The organism is Candidatus Nitrosacidococcus tergens, assembly GCF_902810445.1.
Classification (GTDB): Bacteria; Pseudomonadota; Gammaproteobacteria; order Nitrosococcales; family Nitrosococcaceae; genus Nitrosacidococcus; species Nitrosacidococcus tergens.
Window position 1 is genome coordinate 120,853 of record NZ_LR778175.1, and the last position, 20,608, is coordinate 141,460.

Sequence of the window (20,608 nt, forward strand, 5' to 3'; positions counted from 1 at the left end):
TGTTATTTTTACGCTATCTAATTTAGCCGTTTAACTTGATTAATAATTTCTGGTAGTGCAGTAGTCAAAGAATATTGAGGGCGATAACCTAGTTCGGTTTGGATTTTTTCGATGCTATACCAAGCTGAACTTGTTAGCTTATCTAAAGTTTTAGAGTTTAATGGAATACGAATTTTAAAAATTCTCTGCATAAAATCTCCTATTTTTGCTCCAAAAATAAGTACTCCTATAGGGATACGCCATCTAGGTGTAGTGCGATCTAAAGCATGGCAAATTAAAGTGTATATTTGATCTGTAGAATAGCTCTGGCCATCAGTGACTAAATAGATTTGTTGGCATGAGGCTTTAGGGTTTTTAGCAATCAGCACCATTGCTTGTACCACATCAACTACATGAACCATAGAGCGATGATTATTAATTTTAGATAAGGAAGGAAAATAGCCTCGATAAATAGCTCTGGTCATCTGTAAGATGCTACTTTTTGTACTTTTTCCATAAACCATAGGAAGGCGCAAAACACTACCACAAATAGTACAGTCTTTTCCTGCAGAAAGTACTAGTTGTTCTGCTGTTAATTTTGCTTTTCCATAAGCAGTTTCGGGAAACGCAGGGCTATACTCATTTAAGCACTCTTCTGTTTTCTCTCCCATTGCTTTTACGCTGCTCACAAATATAAATTGTTTTACCTTAGCTTTGATAGCTTGGGTTAATAAAGACTGAGTCGCTACTACAATAGATTTTTGGTAGTTTTCTACATCATTTTCCGCAAAACTGCCGCAGGCTAGGTGAAACACAATTTCCACATCTTTCCATAGCTCAATAGCTTGAGTTTGGTCTATAGGATCTATTTGAAAGATTTTGATTAAATCATTGGTCCATAGTGATTGAACCTTATAAATATCCCGGGTAAGCACATGAACAGGGTACTGATCTGAAATCAGTGCAGCCATTAAGTGTTGGCCAATAAATCCCGTTGCCCCTGTAACTAATACCGCCATATAGATTTATAGATGGGATTCGTGATTATAAGGAAAAATTTTTTTTTGTTTTTGATTTACTGGCTTTTGTGAAAGGTGATAGGGCTGTTTAGGCTTAAATTTCATTATAAAGTGTTTAGCGAAAGCTATACCCGCTAGGATAAAAAAGCGACTCCAAATACCCAGAATAATTAACCAAGTAAATATTAATGGATATTTATGTTGGAAGAATTTACGATAAAAATAAGCCATTCCCTTATGTTTATGCCAAAGTACAGTGAGGGGATATCGCCAGCTACAAGTACCTTTATAGTGGGTGACTGTTACTTCCGGTACAAATAAGATTTCCCAACCTGTTTGTTTAAATCGCATACACCAATCTAAGTCTTCGCAGTGAAGAAAATAGTTTTCATCCATTAATCCTACCTCGCTCAGTGCGGTACCTTTCACAAGCATAAAGGCACCAGAAATAGCATCTACCGGTATAGGATGAGTGGGCAGAGGATCTTGAGTACATTCAAATCCCTGCAGTTTAAATTGCTCAGAGAACAGTTTATGTAAATACAATACTCGAATAAGAGAGCGGCCAGGGGTAGGGATTCTCCTACGACAACCTACTTGTTCACTACCATCAGGGTTTTGAATTAAACAACCGATCATACCTGCTTTTGGTTGAGCTTCCATAAAGTGCAGTAGATAAGGAAGAGTATCAGGAGGAGCAATACAATCTGGATTTAATAAAAGAATATATTTTCCCTTAGCTTGTTGTAGTGCTATGTTGTTTGCTCGAGAAAAGCCAAGGTTTTTATTATTTTTAATAATATTAATTCGTGGATCTGTATCGATAGAATTTTCTAAATGAACAAGGCTATCATCTTCTGATCCGTTATCAACGATAATAACTTCTAAGGAAATAGATGTTTCTAAGACAGCAGATACTGATTGAAAGAGTAATGTACCGCCATTAAAATTTACGATAATAATTGAAAGCAATATATTATTTTTAATATTGTGAGCATCCTCACTATGCATTGGGCGGCTATCACTTCCCATAATTATTTCTATCAAGGTTAGCAGCGTTAGGCTGATTTCATTAGGGTTGAAACATCTGTAAAACGACCAATAATTGCTGCAGCCGCTGCCATGGCTGGGCTTACTAAATGGGTGCGTCCTCCTTGACCTTGGCGACCTTCAAAATTACGATTTGAAGTAGATGCACAGCGCTCTCCCGGCTCTAACCGATCCGCATTCATTGCAAGACACATAGAGCAACCAGGATCTCGCCATTGAAACCCTGCTTTAGTAAAAATTTTATCTAACCCTTCCGTCTCTGCTTGATGCTTTACTAGCCCAGAACCAGGTACAATCAGAGCTCGCTTTATATTTTTTGCTACTTGATGGCCATCTACTATTTTTGCTGCCTCCCGTAGATCCTCAATGCGAGCATTAGTACAAGATCCGATAAAAATTACATCTAAATAAATTTCATTTATTGGTGTGTTTGCTTTAAGTCCCATATAACTTAGGGCTCGCTCTATACTACTTCTTTTAGTAGCATCAGGCTCTTGTTTTGGATCAGGTACTTTACCTTCTATTGATACAACCATTTCAGGAGAAGTACCCCAACTGACTTGAGGCTTTAGATGATTAGCATCCAAAGTAATTACCTTATCAAAATGAGCATCAGGATCACTTTTTAAACCTTTCCAGTATGCTACTGCTTGATCCCAATACTCCGGACTAGGGGCAAAAGGTCGCCCTTTGAGATAGTTTATAGTAATCTCATCGACACCGACTAATCCTGCTCTAGCTCCTGCCTCAATCGCCATATTACAAAGAGTCATCCGTCCTTCCATAGAAAGATTTCTTATTACTGTTCCAGCAAATTCAATGGTGTAACCCGTACCTCCTGCGGTACCAATTTTATTAATGATGGCAAGAATCACATCCTTACTATAAACCCCAAAGGAAAGTTTACCCTCGACTTGAATCAGCATATTTTTTGATTTTTTCTGAAGTAAACATTGGGTAGCAAGTACGTGTTCTACTTCAGAAGTACCAATACCAAAGGCAAGTGCCCCAAAGGCACCATGGGTCGCTGTATGGGAATCACCACATACTACCGTCATGCCAGGTAGGGTAGCACCCTGCTCAGGACCTATAATATGAACAATCCCTTGTCGAGGATCATCCATTTTAAATTCAGTTAACTGGTATTCTTCACAATTTTTATCTAAAGCATCTACCTGAGCCCGAGAAATAGAATCTTTAATTCCTTGGTTACGGTGAATAGTAGGGACATTATGATCTGGTACTGCTAGATTAGTTTCTATTCTCCAAGGTTTACGCCCAGTAAGCCGCAACCCTTCGAATGCTTGAGGAGAGGTTACTTCATGGATTAAATGACGATCAATGTAGAGCAGAGCAGTACCACTTGGATCGGTACGAACCAGATGAGAATCCCAAAGTTTGTCATATAAGGTTTTGCTAGCCACTGCTATCTCTCCATTGATTTTTCTCATGATTTAATAAGTATTTTTCATTTTACCCATTAATTTAACTTTATTTAAGTTAAAAATATCTAAAATATTATTTATATGTATCCTCAAAATTTAAACCATAAAATTTCCGTTGCACCAATGATGGGATGGACAGATCGTCATTGTCGTTATTTTTTACGTCTTATCTCTCATCATGTATTGCTCTATACCGAAATGGTGACTACAGGGGCACTTATTTATGGAGATCAAAACCGTTTTTTAACCTACTCAGATAAAGAGCACCCTATTGCACTCCAGCTAGGTGGAAGTAATCCAAGAGATTTAGCTCTCTGTACCCATATGGCGGTAGATTATGGATATGATGAAGTGAATTTAAATATAGGCTGTCCTAGTCCGAGAGTGCAATCTGGAAGCTTTGGTGCCTGTTTGATGAAAGAACCTGATCTGGTTGCTGAATGTATCTCTGAAATGGTACAAGTAAGCCGAATTCCAATTACTGTTAAAACAAGGATTGGGGTAGATCACTATGACTCCTATGAATTTTTAAGCCAGTTTATTACTAAAATTGCCCAAGCCGGATGTAAAACAGTGATTCTTCATAGCCGAAAAGCTTGGCTTTATGGATTAAGTCCCAAGGAGAATAGAGAAATTCCTCCTTTATGCTATGAAACAGTTTATCGTATCAAACAAGATTTCCCTCAGCTAAGAATAGTGCTTAATGGGGGCGTAATTACTTTAGAGGATGTTCATGCTCATTTAAAGCAAGTAGATGGGGTTATGATTGGTCGTGTTGCTTATAATAATCCTTATCTACTTTCTAAGGTAGATCAAATCCTCTATGACAATGAGCACCCTATCCCTACTCGTCATGAAATTATGGAAGCTTTCTTACCTTATATAGAAAGACAATTAAAGCAGGGTACAAAACTTGTGACTGTAATTCGTCCTACCTTAGGATTATTCCAAAGCATACCTCGAGGGAGAATTTGGCGGCGATCTTTAAGTGGTATTCCCCATGATTCTAAAATCTCTGTGGTACGATCCGCTTTGGAAAAAATATCTAATACTTTTTAATTTTCTACTTGATCTACTGGTGATTGAGCCAACTGTAAGCGTTGACCGATATAAATCTGATGCTTATCATTAATTCCATTAGAGTCTAATAAAGCCTGCAATGTAATACCAAACCGCTGGGCAATAGTAGATAGGGTATCTCCTTGTTGCACTATATAGTCTTTAGTTATAGCTCCAAGTAATTTAAGTTGTTGCCCTGATCTAATCTTCCTTGGATCAGAAATACCATTTAAGCGAGCTAACTTTTGGGAATTCATTCCGAATTGTTCTGCAATGGTAGATAAAGTATCTCCTGATTGTACTGTATAGTTTGTGATGACCATATGAGCGGGTAATCGTAAATGCTGTCCAATTTGGATTTTTCTAGGATCAGAAATACGATTAAATGCAGCTAATATATGGGGTTTTATTTTAAACTTTTGAGCAATAGTAGATAAGGTATCTCCTTGCTGAATAGTATAATCCGATTCAGCAATAGGTAATTGGAGATTTTGCCCTATCTGAAGATTACGAGGATCAGAAATTTTATTAAAGTTAGTAATCTTATGAGCTTGAATACCAAATCGCTGGGCAATAGTAGATAAAGTATCCCCCTGTTGTACTGTATATTCTGTCAAAGTAGGTACTTTATTTGTATTTAATATATAAGATTCCTTAACTTCAGTTTTAGCCAACATTTTTGTTGATGATAGCTCTGGTAGTGGTAGTCGTAATTTCTGTCCTACTCTTATTTTATAAGGATGAGAAAGATTATTAACTTGAGCGAGGGTATCTATCGCAACTCCATGTTTTTTCGCAATTTCCGATAAAGTTTGTCCTTGCTGTACTTGATAGAATTTATCCGGAATTTGTTGATCAAATTCTTGCCAAGGAGCTAAAAAAGCAATTATTTTTTCTCGGCGACAGGTAGGGGAGCAAGGGATATGCAATTTGTAGCCTTGAGGGACATATTTAACACCATGCCAAACTGGATCAAGTAAAGCAGGATTTACCTTTTTTAGAGCTATTTCATCAGTTTTGAAAACTTGAACTAAAGAATGAATAGGGACAAAGTGGGTAAGCTCTACTACTTCATCGCTATTAGGTTTATCCAGTTTAAGTGCACCAAAATAATGAATTGCATTTTTATCCACTTCTAGGGCAGCTAAGAAAGAGAGATAAAAATTCTTTGAAGCAAAACCAAAAATAGGGCTTTTATACTGCTGGCGAATAGTAGCAATATCTGAGGTATTTAGCTGTTTTTTCGCTTGAACCATACCAGATATCCCATGATTATAAGCAGTAATTGCAAGAGGCCAGCTTTTTAGCATTTCATAGTTGTATTGAAGAAGTTGGGCTGCTGCAATAGTAGATTGAAAAGGATCTCGCCGCTCATCAATAATATGGTTAACCTGCAAAAAACGCTGTCCAGTAGCTCGGGTAAATTGCCATAATCCTGATGCACCTACTTTTGAATAAGCTCCTGGATTAAAAGAAGATTCTACATGAGGTAATACTGCTAGCTCCTGTGGCAGCCCAGATGCTTTTAACGTTTTATAAATAAAACTTTTATAAGCCCCTGATCGAATTAAACCTTCTTTGAAACGGTCTGCCTGCCCTCTTTGGAAGCGGATTCTATCAGCAGCAGCACGTAGTTCTTTATGAGTTATATTTTTTGGCCAGAGAGCAAGGACTTTTTTTTCTTCTGCAGAGAGTTTTTTTCTTTTTCCTTGAGCTATTTTTAACAAAATTTGCTTATAGTGCTCTATCTGATCCTTGACTATATTTTCATTACCATTCTGGGGTAGTGCAACCGTATTATAAATAACATTAATATGATCGCTGTCGTGGACAAACCCATGGTAAGTATCAATTTCAGTGTAAACTCGAATCCAAAACTGAAAGTCTTGTTCCAATTCTAATGGAAGAGGAAATAGCTTGGATGTTTTCCCTGCCAAAATCGGCGTAGTGATTAAAAAACCTATTAGCCCTAAAGCAAAAGAAAAGATTATGTTTTTACGCTTTACCATTAGCGAATTAGAGCAAAAAATAAATGTAATTAAATCTATCTAGTTAAAAAAGTTATTTTAACCATTTTTTTCAAAAATGTACCCTGTTGGTATTTTGGAGTAGCAAAGAGTGAATCAGAAATCAATTCCACTAAATCTATCATCTAAAGATGCTCAAATACTTTTAGCAGAGATTGAGCAGAAAATTGTTTTTTTTATAGACACTCTTCATGAGCAGCCAGTACAGAATCTTGAAAAATTTAACTCAGAAGCAGATTGGCTTAAAGATAAAATACCAGAATTGCCCTCCAATTCCCAAAGTATATTAGATTTTATTTTTAATGAAATTATTCCACCTGCAATGAATGCAGCAAGCCCGGGTTATCTTGCTTATGTGCCCGGAGGGGGGTTATTTTCTTCAGCAATGGCTGAGTTTATTGCCGCAGTAGTAAATCGATATACCGGTATGTGGGAGTCAGCCCCTGCTGCAGTTGAACTAGAAACTCAAGCTTTAAGATGGCTTGCCGAACTAATAGGATTGCCTAAAGGTACCCTAGGCTTATTTACCTCAGGCGGATCCATGTCCACTCTAATTGCTATGGTAGCTGCTAGGGAGAAGTATTTAGGTAACCAATTATTAAAAGGCACTGTTTATTATTCAAACCAAGTTCACTATGCAATTACTAAAGCAGCACAAGTAGCAGCGATTCCTAAAGAAAATTTGCGACCTATCCCAGTAGATAATCAATTTCGGTTACGTATTAATCTCCTTGAGCAAGAAATTCAAAAAGATAAAAAAGCAGGCTTATTACCATTTTTTGTTTGTGGAACTGCAGGTACTGTGAATACAGGTGCCATAGATCCTCTAGAGGAAATCGCTCAACTTGCAGCAAAATATCAATTTTGGTTTCATGTTGATGGTGCCTATGGTGCAGTATTTTACCTTGTTCCAGAGCTTCAACCATTATTTAAGGGAATGGAGCAAGCCGATTCTGTTGCAGTAGATCCTCATAAAGGATTATTTTTAGCCTATGGAACAGGAGCTTTGCTTGTGAAAAATATGGAGAATTTACGTCGTGCCTTTGAAATATCAGCCGCTTATTTACCTGATTCACAAAAAGATAATATGCATTTAGATTTTAGAGAGTTTTCCCCGGAGCTTTCTCGAGATTGGCGAGGTCTTCGGCTTTGGCTCCCTTTTAAACTTCATGGCGTAGATGCATTCCGGCAAGCATTAGCTGAAAAACGTAGGCTAGCTGTTAGAGTTTGGGAAAAACTTTCTTTAGAGCCTGATATAGAGATAGTTACTCCCCCAGAGCTTTCTCTATTTGCTTTTAGACAGCGTATTAGCCACATCAATCAAATAGAGGAAAATAATCAAAATAGAAAACTTTTAGCTTTAATTAATCAATCTAAAAAAATTATGCTTTCAGGAACTGAATTAAATGGGCAGTTTTTTTTAAGAATTTGTATCCTTCATCTACGTACGCATCAAGCTATTGTTGATACGGGGTTAAAAATTATTCAAGAAGCGATAAAAAAAATGAGAGAGCAACCCTAATATATTTAGAGAATTTATTTGTTTTTTACTTTATGAAATTCAACTCACTATCTTTATCTTATCTTGTTATTCTAGCCCCAGTCTCTCATGTTTTTCAGCAAATAATTTTTTAAAAAATTCACTTTATTCCCAAAGTAGACTAGAATAATCCAAATAGAATTTGGAAGAAATGATAGATTCTTTTTTTTACGTGTAAAAGGTGTATTATAAATATACGTTAAATCTTTGGTAAACCTATTATAAGTAAAGGGTACATACAATGCAATCAATAGCATGGTCAATAACACTATTCGGTATGGTGGCGCTTATCGTAGTGTTCTACACCGTAATCAATAGCGCCAAAACACAAGAAGATTACTCCTCTTTTAGCGGAGCATGGTATTCGTTTCGTACTAAATGGTTTTATATTTTAATTACGTTAGGTGTAATACTTACCTATCTAACCCTAAAGCCTTTTCCTATTCCCTCTCAAACTAAGGACTATAGCGATGGAGCAGAACAAGTTGTAGATGTAGTAGGTCATCAATGGTACTGGGATATGAGTACAGATAAAATTATTACTGGAAAGCCTGTTGTATTTAAAGTAGCCAGTGAAGATGTGAACCATGGGTTTGGGATCTACGATGATAATTTAAATCTACTTGGCCAAACACAAGCAATGCCGGAGTATACCAATAAGTTGGTTTACACTTTTGATAAACCCGGAAAATACCACATTCTTTGTTTAGAGTATTGTGGACTTGCTCATCATGGCATGGTAAGTGATTTCACTGTAGAGGCAAACTAATTTGCTAATAAACAAAGGGAAGAATAGTGAGGCAGTTATGACAACGAACTCTGATATTGTAAATTATAGCGATACTGAGAATCGCAGTGCACTTGTAGCAGTAAAAACTCATATTATTACTGGTTTTTTAGTTTTCTTACTTATGATGGCTGCAGGTGCTACCATGCGTGCAGCTCAAGGAAAACTAGCAGGAGTAGATGATAGCCTTTTCTACCAAATTATGACGATGCATGGTGTAGGAGTAGTGGGTATCTCTGGTATTGTCGGATTTAGTATCATGTGGTATTTCTTACGCCAGTATGTTCCACTAAATCTTAAAATATTCTGGATTAATTTTTATATCTTCCTAACTGGGGTAGTCATTATCCTTGCCTCTATCTTTGTTGGAGGATATGCAGGGGCTTGGACTTTTTTATATCCACTACCAACCACTTCTCTTGGGGTATGGTCTGTTGGTGCTGCGATAGGGTTTCTTTCAGGCCTACTTCTAATTGGGGTTGGGTTCTTAATCTTACTCTTAGATATTGCCCGTGGGCTACTTTCACGCTATGGAAGTCTTGCTCGTGCTTTAGGAGTAACACAACTTTTTGGAAAAGATCCTCTTGATACTCATCATCCAACCACTGTTACTATCAGTACAGTAGTATTAATTGTTGATTTTATTGGGATAGCCGCTGGTGCTGTTGCATTAATTATTATGCTTATTAATGCAGTTAATCCTGAATTTAAACCTGACCCGCTATTAGTTAAAAATCTAATTTATTTCTTTGGTCATGTTATTATTAACGCAGCAATTTACTCATCTGTGCCTGCCGTATATGAGTTACTTCCTCGTTATACTAAGCGCCCATATCACACATCTAAGGTATTTTATGCTGCATGGTTCGTAGCAGTCTTTACCATTATGGGTGTTTATCCTCACCACTTATATATGGATTTCCCTATGCCTGCCTGGGCAGTCATTGCTGGTCAAGTACTATCCTATTGTAGTGGATTACCTGTGATGATTGTGACTGGTTATGGAACTTTAATGATGGTCTACCGTTCTGGTATTCAATGGAGTACTCCAGCTAAGTTACTTGTGCTTTCCATTTTTGGATGGGCCGCCGGTGGTATCCCAGCTGTAGTTGATTCTATGATGGCCTTTAATTCAGTACTTCATAACACTTTATGGGTGCCTGGACATTTTCATTTTTACTTACTCCTTGGCCTTTTACCTATGATTATCGGGTTTACTTTCTACCTCTTTAGCACCCCTGAGGATGAAGCAAATCCACCACTAATTGAGAAACTTGCCGTATACACTTATGTTACTGGCGTACTTATGCTCGTATTAGTATTCTTAACGAGTGGAGCCCATGGTATTCCTCGCCGTTGGGCAGTACATATGGATCCTTGGGTACCTTATGCTCAATGGGGTGCTATAGCAGGGGTATTAGTAACACTTGGCCTACTATTGTTTGCTGTTCGTGTATTTACTAAATTACCTAAAGCAACTGATCCAGCTTTAGAATATTCTAGACATTAATTATAATTCGCCCCTAATTTTTAATTAGGGGCGAGCCCAGTTATGTATTCTCATATTATCTAGCTAGGTAACTTGTTGATAATAATTCTTAAAACTTAATATTGTGAGGATCAATAATTATGAGAACCTTACTTTTAAGTATCTTATTAGGGTTATTTGGGCTAACGATTTTATGGATAGCAACAGATAAGGGCAGAGCATTTACAACAGACACTGCTCGAAAAGTAGAAGTTAGAGATCATCCACGAAAGGTACCTAATTTTCATTTAGAGGATGAAAATGGAAATCCAATGTCATCCAATGAGTGGCGTGGTCACTATACCATAATAGATTTTATCTATACCTCTTGCACCGATGCTTGCCTAATATTGGGTAGCGGATTAAAAGATCTACAAACTGATTTTAAGGAATCACTTACTCAAAATAAGCTACGCTTACTTAGTATCAGTTTTGATCCTGGACGGGATACTCCTCAAATCCTTAAAAATCATCTCTCTCATTTTGCTGCAAATAGTAGTTATTGGTCTGCAGCACGACCTATTAGTACTACTGAAAATCAAGCAATCTTAGATTTTTTTAAAATTATTGTTATTCCTGATAAAAAAGGAGGATTTACCCATTCTGCTGGTTATCAACTTATTGATCCTGAAGGGAGATTGATTGCTATTTTCAGCGATGATGAATATAACCATTTACATGAAACACTTACAGGTAAAGGATTATGAGAACTAAAATAATAAAATATACGCCATATATTTTATGGCTATCTTTAGCTTTGCCTCCATTACGTTATCTCTTAGAAAGTAGCATGACAATGCATATGTTGGTACAGTTGCCTATATTAGCTGTTATCGGTTGGAAGATAACACCCACTCTTTCAAATAGAATTAAGGAGACTATTAATTTATGGAATCGGTGGGGGATTAGTGGTACTGTATCAGTAATTTTTACTATGCTTTATTGGATGTTACCACGCTCTTTAGATACTGCTATTTCAGATCCATATTTTGAACTTATAAAATTTATTACTGTACCTTTGTTCATTGGCGCAGCACTTGGATTAAGTTGGTATCAACTCCACCCTGTTGCTCGGGGAGTACTTATGTTAGAGTTCTGGGCTACTTTTATGCGTTTGGGCTGGCTTTATGTAGTCCTTCCTAATCGTTTATGTGCAAACTATTTACTTGGGGATCAACAAGTTCTAGGCCGTAGTCTACTAATGCTTGGTACTATTTGGGCAGTGAGCTGGTCATTTCAAATTCTATTTGGTGTACGTTGGAATAAGTTAATTTCTAGTATCATTAAATAAATGATATTAGAAATAAAAAAAGAGTTTAGACAGTGCTAGCAGGTAATGCACAGCGAAGGTTGCATTCATTTTTGACAATATCAGCTAATGTATAGCTGTCTAGTACGGAAAAAAAGGAATTTCGTGCTTCATAAAGTACACCCTTGAGTTGACAGAAAGCCGAAATAGGGCAAGTATTATGTAAGTCACTAAAGCATTCAGCAAGATGAATTTCACCTTCAGTTCTACGTATTACTTCTCCTAAAATAATTTTTTCAGGGGAACGGGACAGACGCATACCACCTCCTTTACCACGGGCAGTACTAATATATCCAGAAAGAGCTAGATGATGCACAATTTTTCCAAGGTGGTTACGAGAAATATGATAACTCTTTGCAATTTCATTTATCGTTGCAAGTTGCTTATCATGGATGCAGAGATAAATTAAAACCCGTATAGAATAGTCTGTATACTGTGTAAGTTGCATAGTTTTTCTCTTTTGATAAACAACAATTAACATTTATTTTAAATAGATGTTAATTTTAACTTAAATTAAAATGAAATACATAATGAAATCAATTGAATTACTTGTTTAGGAGAATAGGCTAACTATGAATAAAACAGAATTGGTTAATTTCGTTGCTTCAAAAGCAAATTTATCTCAAAAAGAATCCCATCATGCAGTAGATTCTTTTTTACATACTATTACTGAAACACTAAAGAAAAAGGAAACGATCAGTTTAATTGGTTTTGGTTCTTTTTCAGTGCAAACTAGGGCAGCTCGTTCAGGAAGGCACCCTAAAACCGGTGAAGAAATCACTATAAAAGCAGCAAATATCCCTGCTTTTAAAGCAGGAAAAATTCTTAAAGAATCGGTTCAAAAGAAAAAGAAGTAATTTTATTAAAATTTTTGTCTTAAAAGAGCAAGTACGCTTGTTTTTTAAACCCTATAATTTAGACAAGCGTACTTCTAATCAGTTTTATAATAAGGGCGGCACAATCATAGAATTCCTCTATTACTAATTTAATAGCTATTATTTTTAAGATAAAAACAATTATGACCTCACCTACTGTAATTACAGATGCTGATTATAAAATGCGAAATTGGTCAGATCCTAATCCCGAATCTATCCAACTAGGATCTGATGCTCATAAGGAGATGTTCTGCTCTTTACTTTTAGAAACTCATAACCCTTATAAACCTGCAGTGATGGATTGGCCTAGACTCTCTGATGAAGAATTAAAGCGAGTAGCTAGCCTTCCTATTTGGGATATTGCAGTACAAACTGAAGGACGAGCCTCGCTTCGAGTAGCTACCTATGCAAAAACAATTAATGATCCAACATTACGTGCTGCTTTAGATATGGATGCAGCTGAGGAAAAACGCCATAAAGAAGTATTAAGTAGGCTTGCTAAGTTTTATAATGTTACCCTAGCCTACGAACCTCATTATACAGTTCCTAAAAACCCGGAGTGGGCGTGGATGGTAACAGGCTATAGTGAATGTATTGATAGTTTTTTTGCTTTTGGCTTGTTTGAAAGTGCAAAGCGCTCTGGGTTTTTCCCAATAGCGTTGACGGATACTTTTGAGCCAGTCATTCAAGAAGAGGCGCGTCATATCTTGTTTTTTGTAAATTGGATAGCTTGGTATAAGTATAATTTGAAGATATGGCAGAAACCTTGGTTTTTTATTCGGATTTTAGCGGTATGGGTATTTCTAATATGGGAACGAGTTGGCATTGCCAAGGGACTTGATAAAAATGAAGAACTACGAGATGCTAATTTTGCAATTACTGGTACAGAGCAAATTGGTGTAGAAATTCAATTAGTCGATCTTCTTAAAATTTGTTTATCAGAAAATAAACGACGCTTATCTGGCTACGATCAGCGCCTTGTTAGACCCAGAATTGTCCCATTTTTTGTTAGAATTATTTGTAACACTATAAGTGTTACAAATAGAGTAAAACGTAAATATTAAGCGTCTTTTTAGAAAAAATATCTTAATGAACTATCTTAGTTAGATAGGAATCTGGTGCCGAGGAGAGGATTTGAACCTCCACAAGGTTTCCCTCACATGGACCTGAACCATGCGCGTCTACCAATTCCGCCACCTCGGCAGCTTAAAAAGAAATAATTCTAGGGGCACACAAACTGTACTGACCTAAAGATTACTTGTCAATGGATAAATGGAAAAAAGAAGATCCTCATTTCGCTCGTGAGTGCCAAAAATATGGTCAACCCATACCTAGTAGAGAATACATTATTGAATGTTTAAAACATCAAAATAAACCTCTTACTTCCCGAGATCTGATAAAAAATCTAGGGCTAAAAGATAATAAATCTCAAAAGGCTTTTTACAGACGTCTTAAAGCAATGGTTAGGGAGGGGCAAATTAGTTATAATAACCATCGTGCTTATAGTGTAGTATCTCAATCAAAGCTTATTTCTGGTCACATTATTGGTCATCGAGATGGTTATGGTTTTTTAGCTCCTGACGAAGGAGGAGAAGATCTTTACTTATCTACACAAGAAATGCGCTCTGTACTTCATGGAGACAGGGTAATTGCTCGTATTACTGGTATAGATAAGCGGGGTCGAAAAGAAGGGAGTATTGTAGAAGTTCTAAAACATAATAATAAACAAATTGTTGGGCGTTTTGTTATAGAACAAAAACAAGGCTTTTTAATCCCTAGTAACCATCGATTAAATCAAGATATTTTTATTCCTAATAAGTTTCAAAAAGGTATTAAGCAAAACCAAATAGCAGTTGCTGAAATTATTCAACAGCCTACCGCAACAACGCCTCCTATTGGAAAAATCACCGCTCTTCTAGGAGATTATCAAACTCCTAATATAGAAGTAGAAACTGCTATTTATAATTACGATTTGCCTCATTATTGGTCAAAGGAGCTATTAAAGGAGGTAAAAAAATTTAAATCCAATATTCCTAAAGCAGAAATTCAAAAACGGGTAGATTTACGAACATTACCTCTACTCACTATTGATGGAGAAGATGCTCAAGACTTCGATGATGCAGTTTATGCATCACAAGAAGGAAAAAATTGGCGATTGTGGGTAGCTATTGCAGATGTAAGCCAGTATGTATCTATACACTCTGCGATAGATGATGAAGCAAAAGAGCGGGGTAACTCAGTATATTTTCCAAACCAAGTTATCCCTATGTTGCCAGAAGTTCTTTCCAACAATTTATGCTCTCTTAAGCCTCAAGAAGATCGATTAGCACTTATTTGTGAAATGGAAATTGGCCCACGTGGGGGTTTACATAATTTCAATTTTTATCCTGGAATAATTAAATCAGCTGCTCGTCTTACCTATCAACAAGTCGCTGAAATGCTACTTGAAAATAATCGAGAACTTAAAAAAACTTATCATTCTCTATTACTTCATCTAGAAAAAATGTATGCACTCTACCAAGTGTTACATAAGGCAAGAATTCGCCGAGGCACAATCGATTTTGATATAGAAGAAAGCCAAATTACTTTTAATGAGTATCAAAAAATAAAAAATATTCATCCCAGAGTACGCACCCCTATTCATCGACTCATTGAAGAGTTTATGATTTTAGCAAATACTGCGGCTGCGCATTTTTTAAAGCAAAACAAAATTCCTAGCCTTTTTCGTACTCACGAGCATCCTGCAGAGGAAAAATTACTTGATTTACGAAAATTCTTGGGAAAATTAGGGCTAGAGCTACCAAGAGGTAATGATCCACAGAGTAAAGATTTCTCTCAGCTATTACATTCAATTCGAGATCGACCAGATTTTCATTTAATTCAAACCATTATATTACGTAGCTTGAAACAGGCGGTCTATACACCAACGGATAGCACCCATTTCGGACTAGCACTCAAAGAGTATACTCATTTTACTTCCCCTATTCGGCGCTATTCAGATTTATTAGTGCATCGAGCTATCCATCACATCTTAGAAAAAAGAGCAGTACAAGCATTCCCCTATACTAAAGAAAGTATGCTAGATTTAGGTACGCATTGTTCTATGACAGAACGACGTGCTGATGAAGCAACTCGAGATGCAATAAATTGGCTCAAGTGTGAGTATATGGTAAATAGAGTAGGTGAAACCTTTAATGGTTTAATCACTGGAGTAACTGGTTTTGGATTATTTGTTGAACTTTGTAATATTTATGTAGAAGGTTTAATCCATATTAGTGCCCTAGATAAAGATTATTTTCATTTTGATTTAGCTAATTATCAGCTTGTGGGAGAGCGAACGTGTAAAACTTATCAACTAGGTGATAAGTTATTAGTGAAAGTGGCACACGTGAATATGGATGAGCGAAAAATAGATTTGATATTAGCTTCTTAGATTATATAGTTACTAACTTTTATCTAATTGCACCTATATTTTGACCCATAAGCACACGTGCGTTTGGAGCTAAATGAGATAACCACTCCACAGATCTAGTAGGAAAAATGAGGATCACTGTAGATCCCATATTAAAACGACCCATTTCTTGACCTTTACTTAATTTGGGTATCTTATTTTCTTTTGTGTAAACCCAATGGCGGAGATAGCCTTGATAGGGTGGTGTAATTTGACCAGCCCACACTGTTTCAATACTCCCAACAAAAATAGCACCTACAAGAACCATAATCATAGGACCTATTTCAGTATTGAATATATTAATTACCCGTTCATTATGAGAAAAAAGCTGAGGCACGCCATTAACTGTTTTAGGGCTAACAGAAAATAAACGACCTGGAATATAAATCATTTCTTTTAAATGCCCATCTAATGGCATATGGACTCGATGGTAATCTCGGGGATGAAGATAAAAAGTGGCAAAAGATCCTTGATAAAAAGAATCTAAGCTAATTTGAGGATGACCAAGTAAATCAGTAAGTTGATAATGCCAACCCTTCGCTTGAATTAATTTTCTATTACTAAGTGTACCAATTTGGCTAATATGACCATCTACAGGGCAGGCAATTTCCCTATATTTAGCAATAGGACGTACACTTTCTCGTAATGCACGGCTAAAAAAAGTATTAAAATTAGGATATTCTTTAGAGTAAGGGATTTTTGCTTCATCCATATTTACCCTGAAAATAATTCTAAATAAGTGAATTTCTAGCTGGGTAAGCCAATGAATTTTATGCCGAGTAAAATGGTATATTAGTAGAGATAAAATATGTTGAGGAAGTAAGTATTGATATAAACTCAGTAACCAGTCTCGGAGCCGATGTGAGGCATTATTAGCCATAAGTTAGGTATTTTTATCCTTTTTCTTTTTTTAAAGATAACTAGATAGTCTTTGACTATAATAGTTTGATCTATTCTACCCCATTATCTAGAAATTAAATGCCAGGTAGTAACTACCATACATTTTCAAAATTACCTATATTTAGGTAATCACTAAATCATATATTTTTATGGAGCAATCATCAGCTGTAATTCATAGACCTAATATAGAAAATTTAGATGAAGAGTTAAGCCAATACTTAATTGATCAAGGGAAGTTACGTCCTACCGAATCTCAACATGCAAAACGGCTTGCAGTAGATGAGGGGATACGGTTGTCAACCATGCTTGCTCGATTAGGTTTAGTTTCTGAACGAGATATCGCTGAAGCTTTTTCTGCTTTACTTGCGCTACCTTTATGGATAGCAGCCGATGATTCCTATGAAGAATCAGAGAAGCAAGTATCTCTTAAATTTCTCAAAAAATCTAGGGCAATTCCTATACTAGAGGAAGATAATTCTATCACATTAGCTATGGCTGATCCTGGCGATATTTATGTACAAAATGCCATCGCATTAGCTTATGGTAAATCCGTAAAATTACAAATTGCACTACCTTCTGAGTTAGACGCATTCTTTGAACGTCAAGCTGGGAATAGTAAATCTGCTATGGGTCAAATTGTCGAGCACTTAGGTGCAGATGATGATTCTGAAGCAGATGTACAGCACTTAAAGGACATGGCAAGTGAGGCACCCGTTGTTCGTTTAGTAAACTTGCTTATTCAGCGTGCTGTAGAATCTAGGGCTTCTGATATTCATATTGAGCCCTTTGAGAATAATCTTCGCGTCCGCTATCGAGTAGATGGAGTATTACAGAATGTAGAAGCACCTCCTGCTCGTTCTAGGGCTGCAGTAATTTCCCGTTTTAAAATTATGGCAAAATTAAATATTGCAGAAAGACGCTTACCACAAGATGGCCGTATTCAAATTAGAATCCAAGGGCGAGAATTAGATTTGCGTGTTTCCACTGTACCTACTTTATACGGAGAAAGTGTGGTACTTCGTTTATTAGATAAAGGCAATGTAATTTTAGATTTTACTGCGTTAGGTTTTGAGGGAGATACCCTCACTCGGTTTTTACAAGTATTAGAACTTCCCCATGGAATCATTGTTGTAACCGGTCCTACTGGAAGTGGTAAAAGTACTACACTTTATACCGCATTGAATAAACTAAACACACCAGATCGTAAAATTATAACTGTAGAAGATCCCGTAGAATACCAATTAGAAGGAATTAATCAAATCCAAGTTAAAGCTCAAATTGGATTAACCTTTGCAGGTGCTTTACGTTCTATCGTACGTCAAGATCCAGATGTCATTATGATTGGAGAGATGCGAGATCGGGAGACAGCAAGTATTGCAGTACAATCCTCATTAACAGGACACTTAGTGCTTTCCACCCTTCATACTAATGATGCAGCTGGAGGAGTAACACGGCTCTTGGATATGGGAATTGAAGATTACTTACTTACTTCTACTGTGAGCGGTATTTTAGCCCAACGGTTAGTGCGTACTTTATGTAAGCATTGTGCTGAACCTTATGAAGCTTTACCTGAACTGATAGAAGAAATGAAACTCTATCGTTTTAGTAATAAAAATCCCATTGTGCTTTACCGCCCGGTAGGCTGTGAGCACTGTGGAGGAATTGGTTATCACGGGCGAGCAGCAATTATGGAGTTTCTCGTGATGAGCGATCCTATTCGTCGGTTAGTACTCCAGCATGCAGATTCTGGGAGTATCCAAGACCAAGCCCAAAAAGAAGGCATGCGAATTATGTACGAGGATGGACTCAGTAAGGCCTTAGCAGGATTTACTACTCTAGAGGAAGTGATTCGGGTAAGCCAGGATAATTAAGAGCATGCCAGTTTTTCACTATAAAGCAACAACTTTATCTGGAGAAATTATAGAAGGAGAGCATCGTGCTGATGGGGAAGAAGGTGTTATTGAATGGCTCCATGGTCAAAGTTATATTCCCATTAGAATCGAGGAATCAGGATCAGGAAGAGTCCGCCGCTCAAAACAAGCAAGTGGAATCAATTTATTTAACAGTAAAAAAAGAGTTAACCAAAATGAGATTGGTGTAATTACAAGGGAATTAGCTACTTTATTACGAGCTGGATTACCTTTAGATCGGGCATTTAGCATCCTAATAGAAATTACTGATGAAGGACCAGTAAAGGAGTTATTAACTAATGTGCAGGATAAAGTACGAGGTGGTGCTTCTCTTGCAGAGGCTATGGAGGCTCAAGAGGGAGATTTTCCTTCCCTATATACCAGTATGGTAAGAGCGGGGGAAGCAGGAGGGGCAGTAGATATTATTTTAGGGCGATTAGCCGATTTCATGGAACGTGCAAAAGCTTTAAAAAACTTAATTACCTCTGCCCTCATTTATCCCATGATTCTAGTAGGTGTTGCTGGGCTATCTGTGATTATTTTACTAGCTTTTGTAGTACCTCAATTTCAGCAATTATTTGACAGTGCAGGCAAAGCACTGCCCTTGGCAACCCAAATTGTCATAGCTGCAGGTGAATTACTACAGAACTATTGGTGGGCGTTATTATTAGGTTTTTTAGGGGTAATTTTATTGATACGCCATCAATTGCAAATCCCAGAACGCCGTTACCAATGGGATGGGTGGCTATTACGATTACCTTTAGTGGGAGATCTAGTTGCTAAATTAGAGATGGCTAGGCTTTCTCGAACCTTAAGTACCTTACTCTTAAATGGTGTTCCGCTACTTTCCGCATTAGAGATTGTTAAAGATACTTTAGGAAATTTAGTATTAGCCGAAGCACTTGGAGAAGTAGCAAATTCTTTACGTCAAGGAAATAGAATGGCCGACCCTTTATTGGAAACTGGTTTATTTCCAAGAATGGCAGTACAGATGATTAAAGTTGGAGAAGAAACAGGGCAACTAGAAGATATGTTGGGACAAGTGGCAGAAACTTATGATGGAGAAGTAGAAACTACTGTAAAGCGATTGCTTGCTCTATTAGAACCCATTTTAATTCTTACCTTAGGCGTAGTAATTGCAGGCATTATTATGTCTATTTTAGTTGCTATTTTAAGTGTAAATGACCTAGCGTTTTAATTTAGAGGAATATAAGGATGAAACTAAAAAAATTTAGTAAATTATCCCATGTAAATAAGGGATTTACTTTAATTGAATTATTAGTCGTATTAGTAATTTTAGGGCTGCTTGCAGGATTAGTAGGTCCGCAAGTTATGAAATACTTGGGTGGAGCGAAATCGGATTCAACCCGGCTGCAAATTGAAAATATTGCCTCTGTTCTTGATCTCTATCGTTTAGATGTAGGACATTATCCGAGTACATCTGAAGGGCTTCAGGCTCTAATAGAAGCACCTGCTGGTGCTAAAAATTGGGATGGTCCTTACTTAAAGAAAAAGCAAGTACCTAAAGACTCATGGGGTAATGATTATCATTATCGCTCTCCTGGAGAGCACGGTCCCTTTGATATTTACTCTTTAGGCGCTGATGGGGTTGAAGGTGGAGAAAGAGAAAATCAAGATATTGTGAGCTGGGAATAGTATTTCTATATATTATTAGCCTAACTTGTTATTAGTAATTATTTGTCAACTAAACAAAAGAGTTTAAATCTGT

Annotated in this window: 18 protein-coding genes and 1 tRNA gene; 12 read left to right on the forward strand and 7 right to left on the reverse strand. The window is 36.8% G+C overall.

All coding sequences use genetic code 11. The annotated features are described in order from the left end of the window. Nucleotides 1–17: 17 nt before the first annotated feature. Genes NSCAC_RS00635 through leuC form a run of 3 tightly spaced genes read right to left on the reverse strand, consistent with a single transcriptional unit; the run spans nucleotide 18 to nucleotide 3,472 of the window. Entirely contained in the window at nucleotides 18–998 is a 981-nt protein-coding gene (locus tag NSCAC_RS00635) for an NAD-dependent epimerase/dehydratase family protein (protein WP_197744531.1), read from the reverse strand. Between the two features lie 6 nt (nucleotides 999–1,004). Then, nucleotides 1,005–2,030 carry a glycosyltransferase family 2 protein gene (locus NSCAC_RS00640; protein ID WP_232085940.1) on the reverse strand — a complete coding sequence of 342 codons (1,026 nt, stop codon included), beginning with the start codon at nucleotides 2,028–2,030 and terminating at the stop codon, nucleotides 1,005–1,007. A 26-nt stretch (nucleotides 2,031–2,056) separates the two neighbouring features. After that, nucleotides 2,057–3,472: a 3-isopropylmalate dehydratase large subunit gene (leuC, locus tag NSCAC_RS00645; RefSeq protein WP_197745214.1), complete on the reverse strand. Its 1,416-nt coding sequence runs from the start codon at nucleotides 3,470–3,472 to the stop codon at nucleotides 2,057–2,059. Nucleotides 3,473–3,574: 102 nt separating this feature from the next. Between leuC and dusA the strand changes: the two genes are divergently transcribed. Further along, entirely contained in the window at nucleotides 3,575–4,552 is a 978-nt protein-coding gene (gene dusA / locus NSCAC_RS00650) for a tRNA dihydrouridine(20/20a) synthase DusA (protein ID WP_197744532.1), read from the forward strand. On the opposite strand, the gene NSCAC_RS00655 is transcribed toward dusA, so the two are convergent. Next, the gene (locus NSCAC_RS00655; protein ID WP_197744533.1) at nucleotides 4,549–6,489 is read right to left on the reverse strand and encodes a LysM peptidoglycan-binding domain-containing protein; all 1,941 of its coding nucleotides are present in this window, start codon (nucleotides 6,487–6,489) and stop codon (nucleotides 4,549–4,551) included. The genes dusA and NSCAC_RS00655 overlap by 4 nt on opposite strands. 181 nt (nucleotides 6,490–6,670) lie before the next feature. On the opposite strand from NSCAC_RS00655, the gene NSCAC_RS00660 reads away from it, so the two are divergent. The 5 genes from NSCAC_RS00660 (at nucleotide 6,671) to NSCAC_RS00680 (ending at nucleotide 11,725) form a co-directional block, all read left to right on the forward strand. Continuing rightward, complete coding sequence (locus tag NSCAC_RS00660) at nucleotides 6,671–8,101, forward strand: pyridoxal phosphate-dependent decarboxylase family protein (protein ID WP_232085941.1); 1,431 nt, start codon at nucleotides 6,671–6,673, stop codon at nucleotides 8,099–8,101. A 259-nt stretch (nucleotides 8,102–8,360) separates the two neighbouring features. After that, nucleotides 8,361–8,888, forward strand: a complete 528-nt coding sequence (locus NSCAC_RS00665) for a cupredoxin domain-containing protein (protein WP_197744534.1) — start codon at nucleotides 8,361–8,363, stop codon at nucleotides 8,886–8,888. Nucleotides 8,889–8,925: 37 nt separating this feature from the next. Continuing rightward, nucleotides 8,926–10,416 (forward strand): cbb3-type cytochrome c oxidase subunit I, encoded by a 1,491-nt coding sequence (locus tag NSCAC_RS00670; RefSeq protein WP_197744535.1) that lies wholly within the window; start codon nucleotides 8,926–8,928, stop codon nucleotides 10,414–10,416. A 119-nt stretch (nucleotides 10,417–10,535) separates the two neighbouring features. Continuing rightward, nucleotides 10,536–11,141: an SCO family protein gene (locus NSCAC_RS00675; protein WP_197744536.1), complete on the forward strand. Its 606-nt coding sequence runs from the start codon at nucleotides 10,536–10,538 to the stop codon at nucleotides 11,139–11,141. Beyond that, nucleotides 11,138–11,725, forward strand: a complete 588-nt coding sequence (locus NSCAC_RS00680; protein ID WP_197744537.1) for a hypothetical protein — start codon at nucleotides 11,138–11,140, stop codon at nucleotides 11,723–11,725. Before NSCAC_RS00675 ends, NSCAC_RS00680 begins: the two co-directional genes overlap by 4 nt. A gap of 25 nt (nucleotides 11,726–11,750) precedes the next feature. On the opposite strand, the gene NSCAC_RS00685 is transcribed toward NSCAC_RS00680, so the two are convergent. After that, nucleotides 11,751–12,191 carry an RrF2 family transcriptional regulator gene (locus tag NSCAC_RS00685; RefSeq protein WP_197744538.1) on the reverse strand — a complete coding sequence of 147 codons (441 nt, stop codon included), beginning with the start codon at nucleotides 12,189–12,191 and terminating at the stop codon, nucleotides 11,751–11,753. 124 nt (nucleotides 12,192–12,315) lie between these two features. Between NSCAC_RS00685 and NSCAC_RS00690 the strand changes: the two genes are divergently transcribed. Continuing rightward, nucleotides 12,316–12,600 (forward strand): HU family DNA-binding protein, encoded by a 285-nt coding sequence (locus NSCAC_RS00690; RefSeq protein WP_197744539.1) that lies wholly within the window; start codon nucleotides 12,316–12,318, stop codon nucleotides 12,598–12,600. A gap of 161 nt (nucleotides 12,601–12,761) precedes the next feature. Continuing rightward, the gene (locus NSCAC_RS00695; protein WP_197744540.1) at nucleotides 12,762–13,682 is read left to right on the forward strand and encodes a hypothetical protein; all 921 of its coding nucleotides are present in this window, start codon (nucleotides 12,762–12,764) and stop codon (nucleotides 13,680–13,682) included. Nucleotides 13,683–13,734: 52 nt separating this feature from the next. Here NSCAC_RS00695 and NSCAC_RS00700 read toward each other — a convergent pair. Beyond that, nucleotides 13,735–13,821, reverse strand: a tRNA-Leu gene (locus NSCAC_RS00700). Nucleotides 13,822–13,882: 61 nt separating this feature from the next. On the opposite strand from NSCAC_RS00700, the gene rnr reads away from it, so the two are divergent. Continuing rightward, nucleotides 13,883–16,051, forward strand: a complete 2,169-nt coding sequence (gene rnr, locus NSCAC_RS00705; protein ID WP_197744541.1) for a ribonuclease R — start codon at nucleotides 13,883–13,885, stop codon at nucleotides 16,049–16,051. A 19-nt stretch (nucleotides 16,052–16,070) separates the two neighbouring features. On the opposite strand, the gene asd is transcribed toward rnr, so the two are convergent. After that, a complete protein-coding gene (gene asd, locus NSCAC_RS00710; RefSeq protein ID WP_197744542.1) occupies nucleotides 16,071–16,949 on the reverse strand; it encodes an archaetidylserine decarboxylase in 879 nt (292 codons plus the stop codon). Nucleotides 16,950–17,118: 169 nt separating this feature from the next. Here asd and gspE point away from each other — a divergent pair, with 169 nt between their 5' ends. The 3 genes from gspE to gspG are packed head-to-tail and all read left to right on the forward strand — an operon-like array spanning nucleotide 17,119 to nucleotide 20,535. Beyond that, entirely contained in the window at nucleotides 17,119–18,840 is a 1,722-nt protein-coding gene (gspE, locus tag NSCAC_RS00715; protein ID WP_197744543.1) for a type II secretion system ATPase GspE, read from the forward strand. A gap of 4 nt (nucleotides 18,841–18,844) precedes the next feature. After that, the gene (locus NSCAC_RS00720) at nucleotides 18,845–20,077 is read left to right on the forward strand and encodes a type II secretion system F family protein (protein ID WP_197744544.1); all 1,233 of its coding nucleotides are present in this window, start codon (nucleotides 18,845–18,847) and stop codon (nucleotides 20,075–20,077) included. A gap of 17 nt (nucleotides 20,078–20,094) precedes the next feature. Continuing rightward, nucleotides 20,095–20,535, forward strand: a complete 441-nt coding sequence (gene gspG / locus NSCAC_RS00725) for a type II secretion system major pseudopilin GspG (protein WP_197744545.1) — start codon at nucleotides 20,095–20,097, stop codon at nucleotides 20,533–20,535. The last annotated feature ends 73 nt before the right edge of the window (nucleotides 20,536–20,608 follow it).

Excerpts from the sequence above, each read along its gene's own strand:
- rnr (WP_197744541.1), top strand. The coding sequence starts at position 13,883 with ATGGATAAATGGAAAAAAGAAGATCCTCATTTCGCTCGTGAGTGCCAA.
- NSCAC_RS00640 (WP_232085940.1), bottom strand. The coding sequence starts at position 2,030 with ATGGGAAGTGATAGCCGCCCAATGCATAGTGAGGATGCTCACAATATT.
- NSCAC_RS00680 (WP_197744537.1), top strand. The coding sequence starts at position 11,138 with ATGAGAACTAAAATAATAAAATATACGCCATATATTTTATGGCTATCT.
- NSCAC_RS00670 (WP_197744535.1), top strand. The coding sequence starts at position 8,926 with ATGACAACGAACTCTGATATTGTAAATTATAGCGATACTGAGAATCGC.
- NSCAC_RS00685 (WP_197744538.1), bottom strand. The coding sequence starts at position 12,191 with ATGCAACTTACACAGTATACAGACTATTCTATACGGGTTTTAATTTAT.
- NSCAC_RS00695 (WP_197744540.1), top strand. The coding sequence starts at position 12,762 with ATGACCTCACCTACTGTAATTACAGATGCTGATTATAAAATGCGAAAT.
- NSCAC_RS00720 (WP_197744544.1), top strand. The coding sequence starts at position 18,845 with ATGCCAGTTTTTCACTATAAAGCAACAACTTTATCTGGAGAAATTATA.
- NSCAC_RS00635 (WP_197744531.1), bottom strand. The coding sequence starts at position 998 with ATGGCGGTATTAGTTACAGGGGCAACGGGATTTATTGGCCAACACTTA.
- NSCAC_RS00675 (WP_197744536.1), top strand. The coding sequence starts at position 10,536 with ATGAGAACCTTACTTTTAAGTATCTTATTAGGGTTATTTGGGCTAACG.
- NSCAC_RS00665 (WP_197744534.1), top strand. The coding sequence starts at position 8,361 with ATGCAATCAATAGCATGGTCAATAACACTATTCGGTATGGTGGCGCTT.
- gspE (WP_197744543.1), top strand. The coding sequence starts at position 17,119 with ATGGAGCAATCATCAGCTGTAATTCATAGACCTAATATAGAAAATTTA.
- dusA (WP_197744532.1), top strand. The coding sequence starts at position 3,575 with ATGTATCCTCAAAATTTAAACCATAAAATTTCCGTTGCACCAATGATG.
- asd (WP_197744542.1), bottom strand. The coding sequence starts at position 16,949 with ATGGCTAATAATGCCTCACATCGGCTCCGAGACTGGTTACTGAGTTTA.
- gspG (WP_197744545.1), top strand. The coding sequence starts at position 20,095 with ATGAAACTAAAAAAATTTAGTAAATTATCCCATGTAAATAAGGGATTT.
- NSCAC_RS00690 (WP_197744539.1), top strand. The coding sequence starts at position 12,316 with ATGAATAAAACAGAATTGGTTAATTTCGTTGCTTCAAAAGCAAATTTA.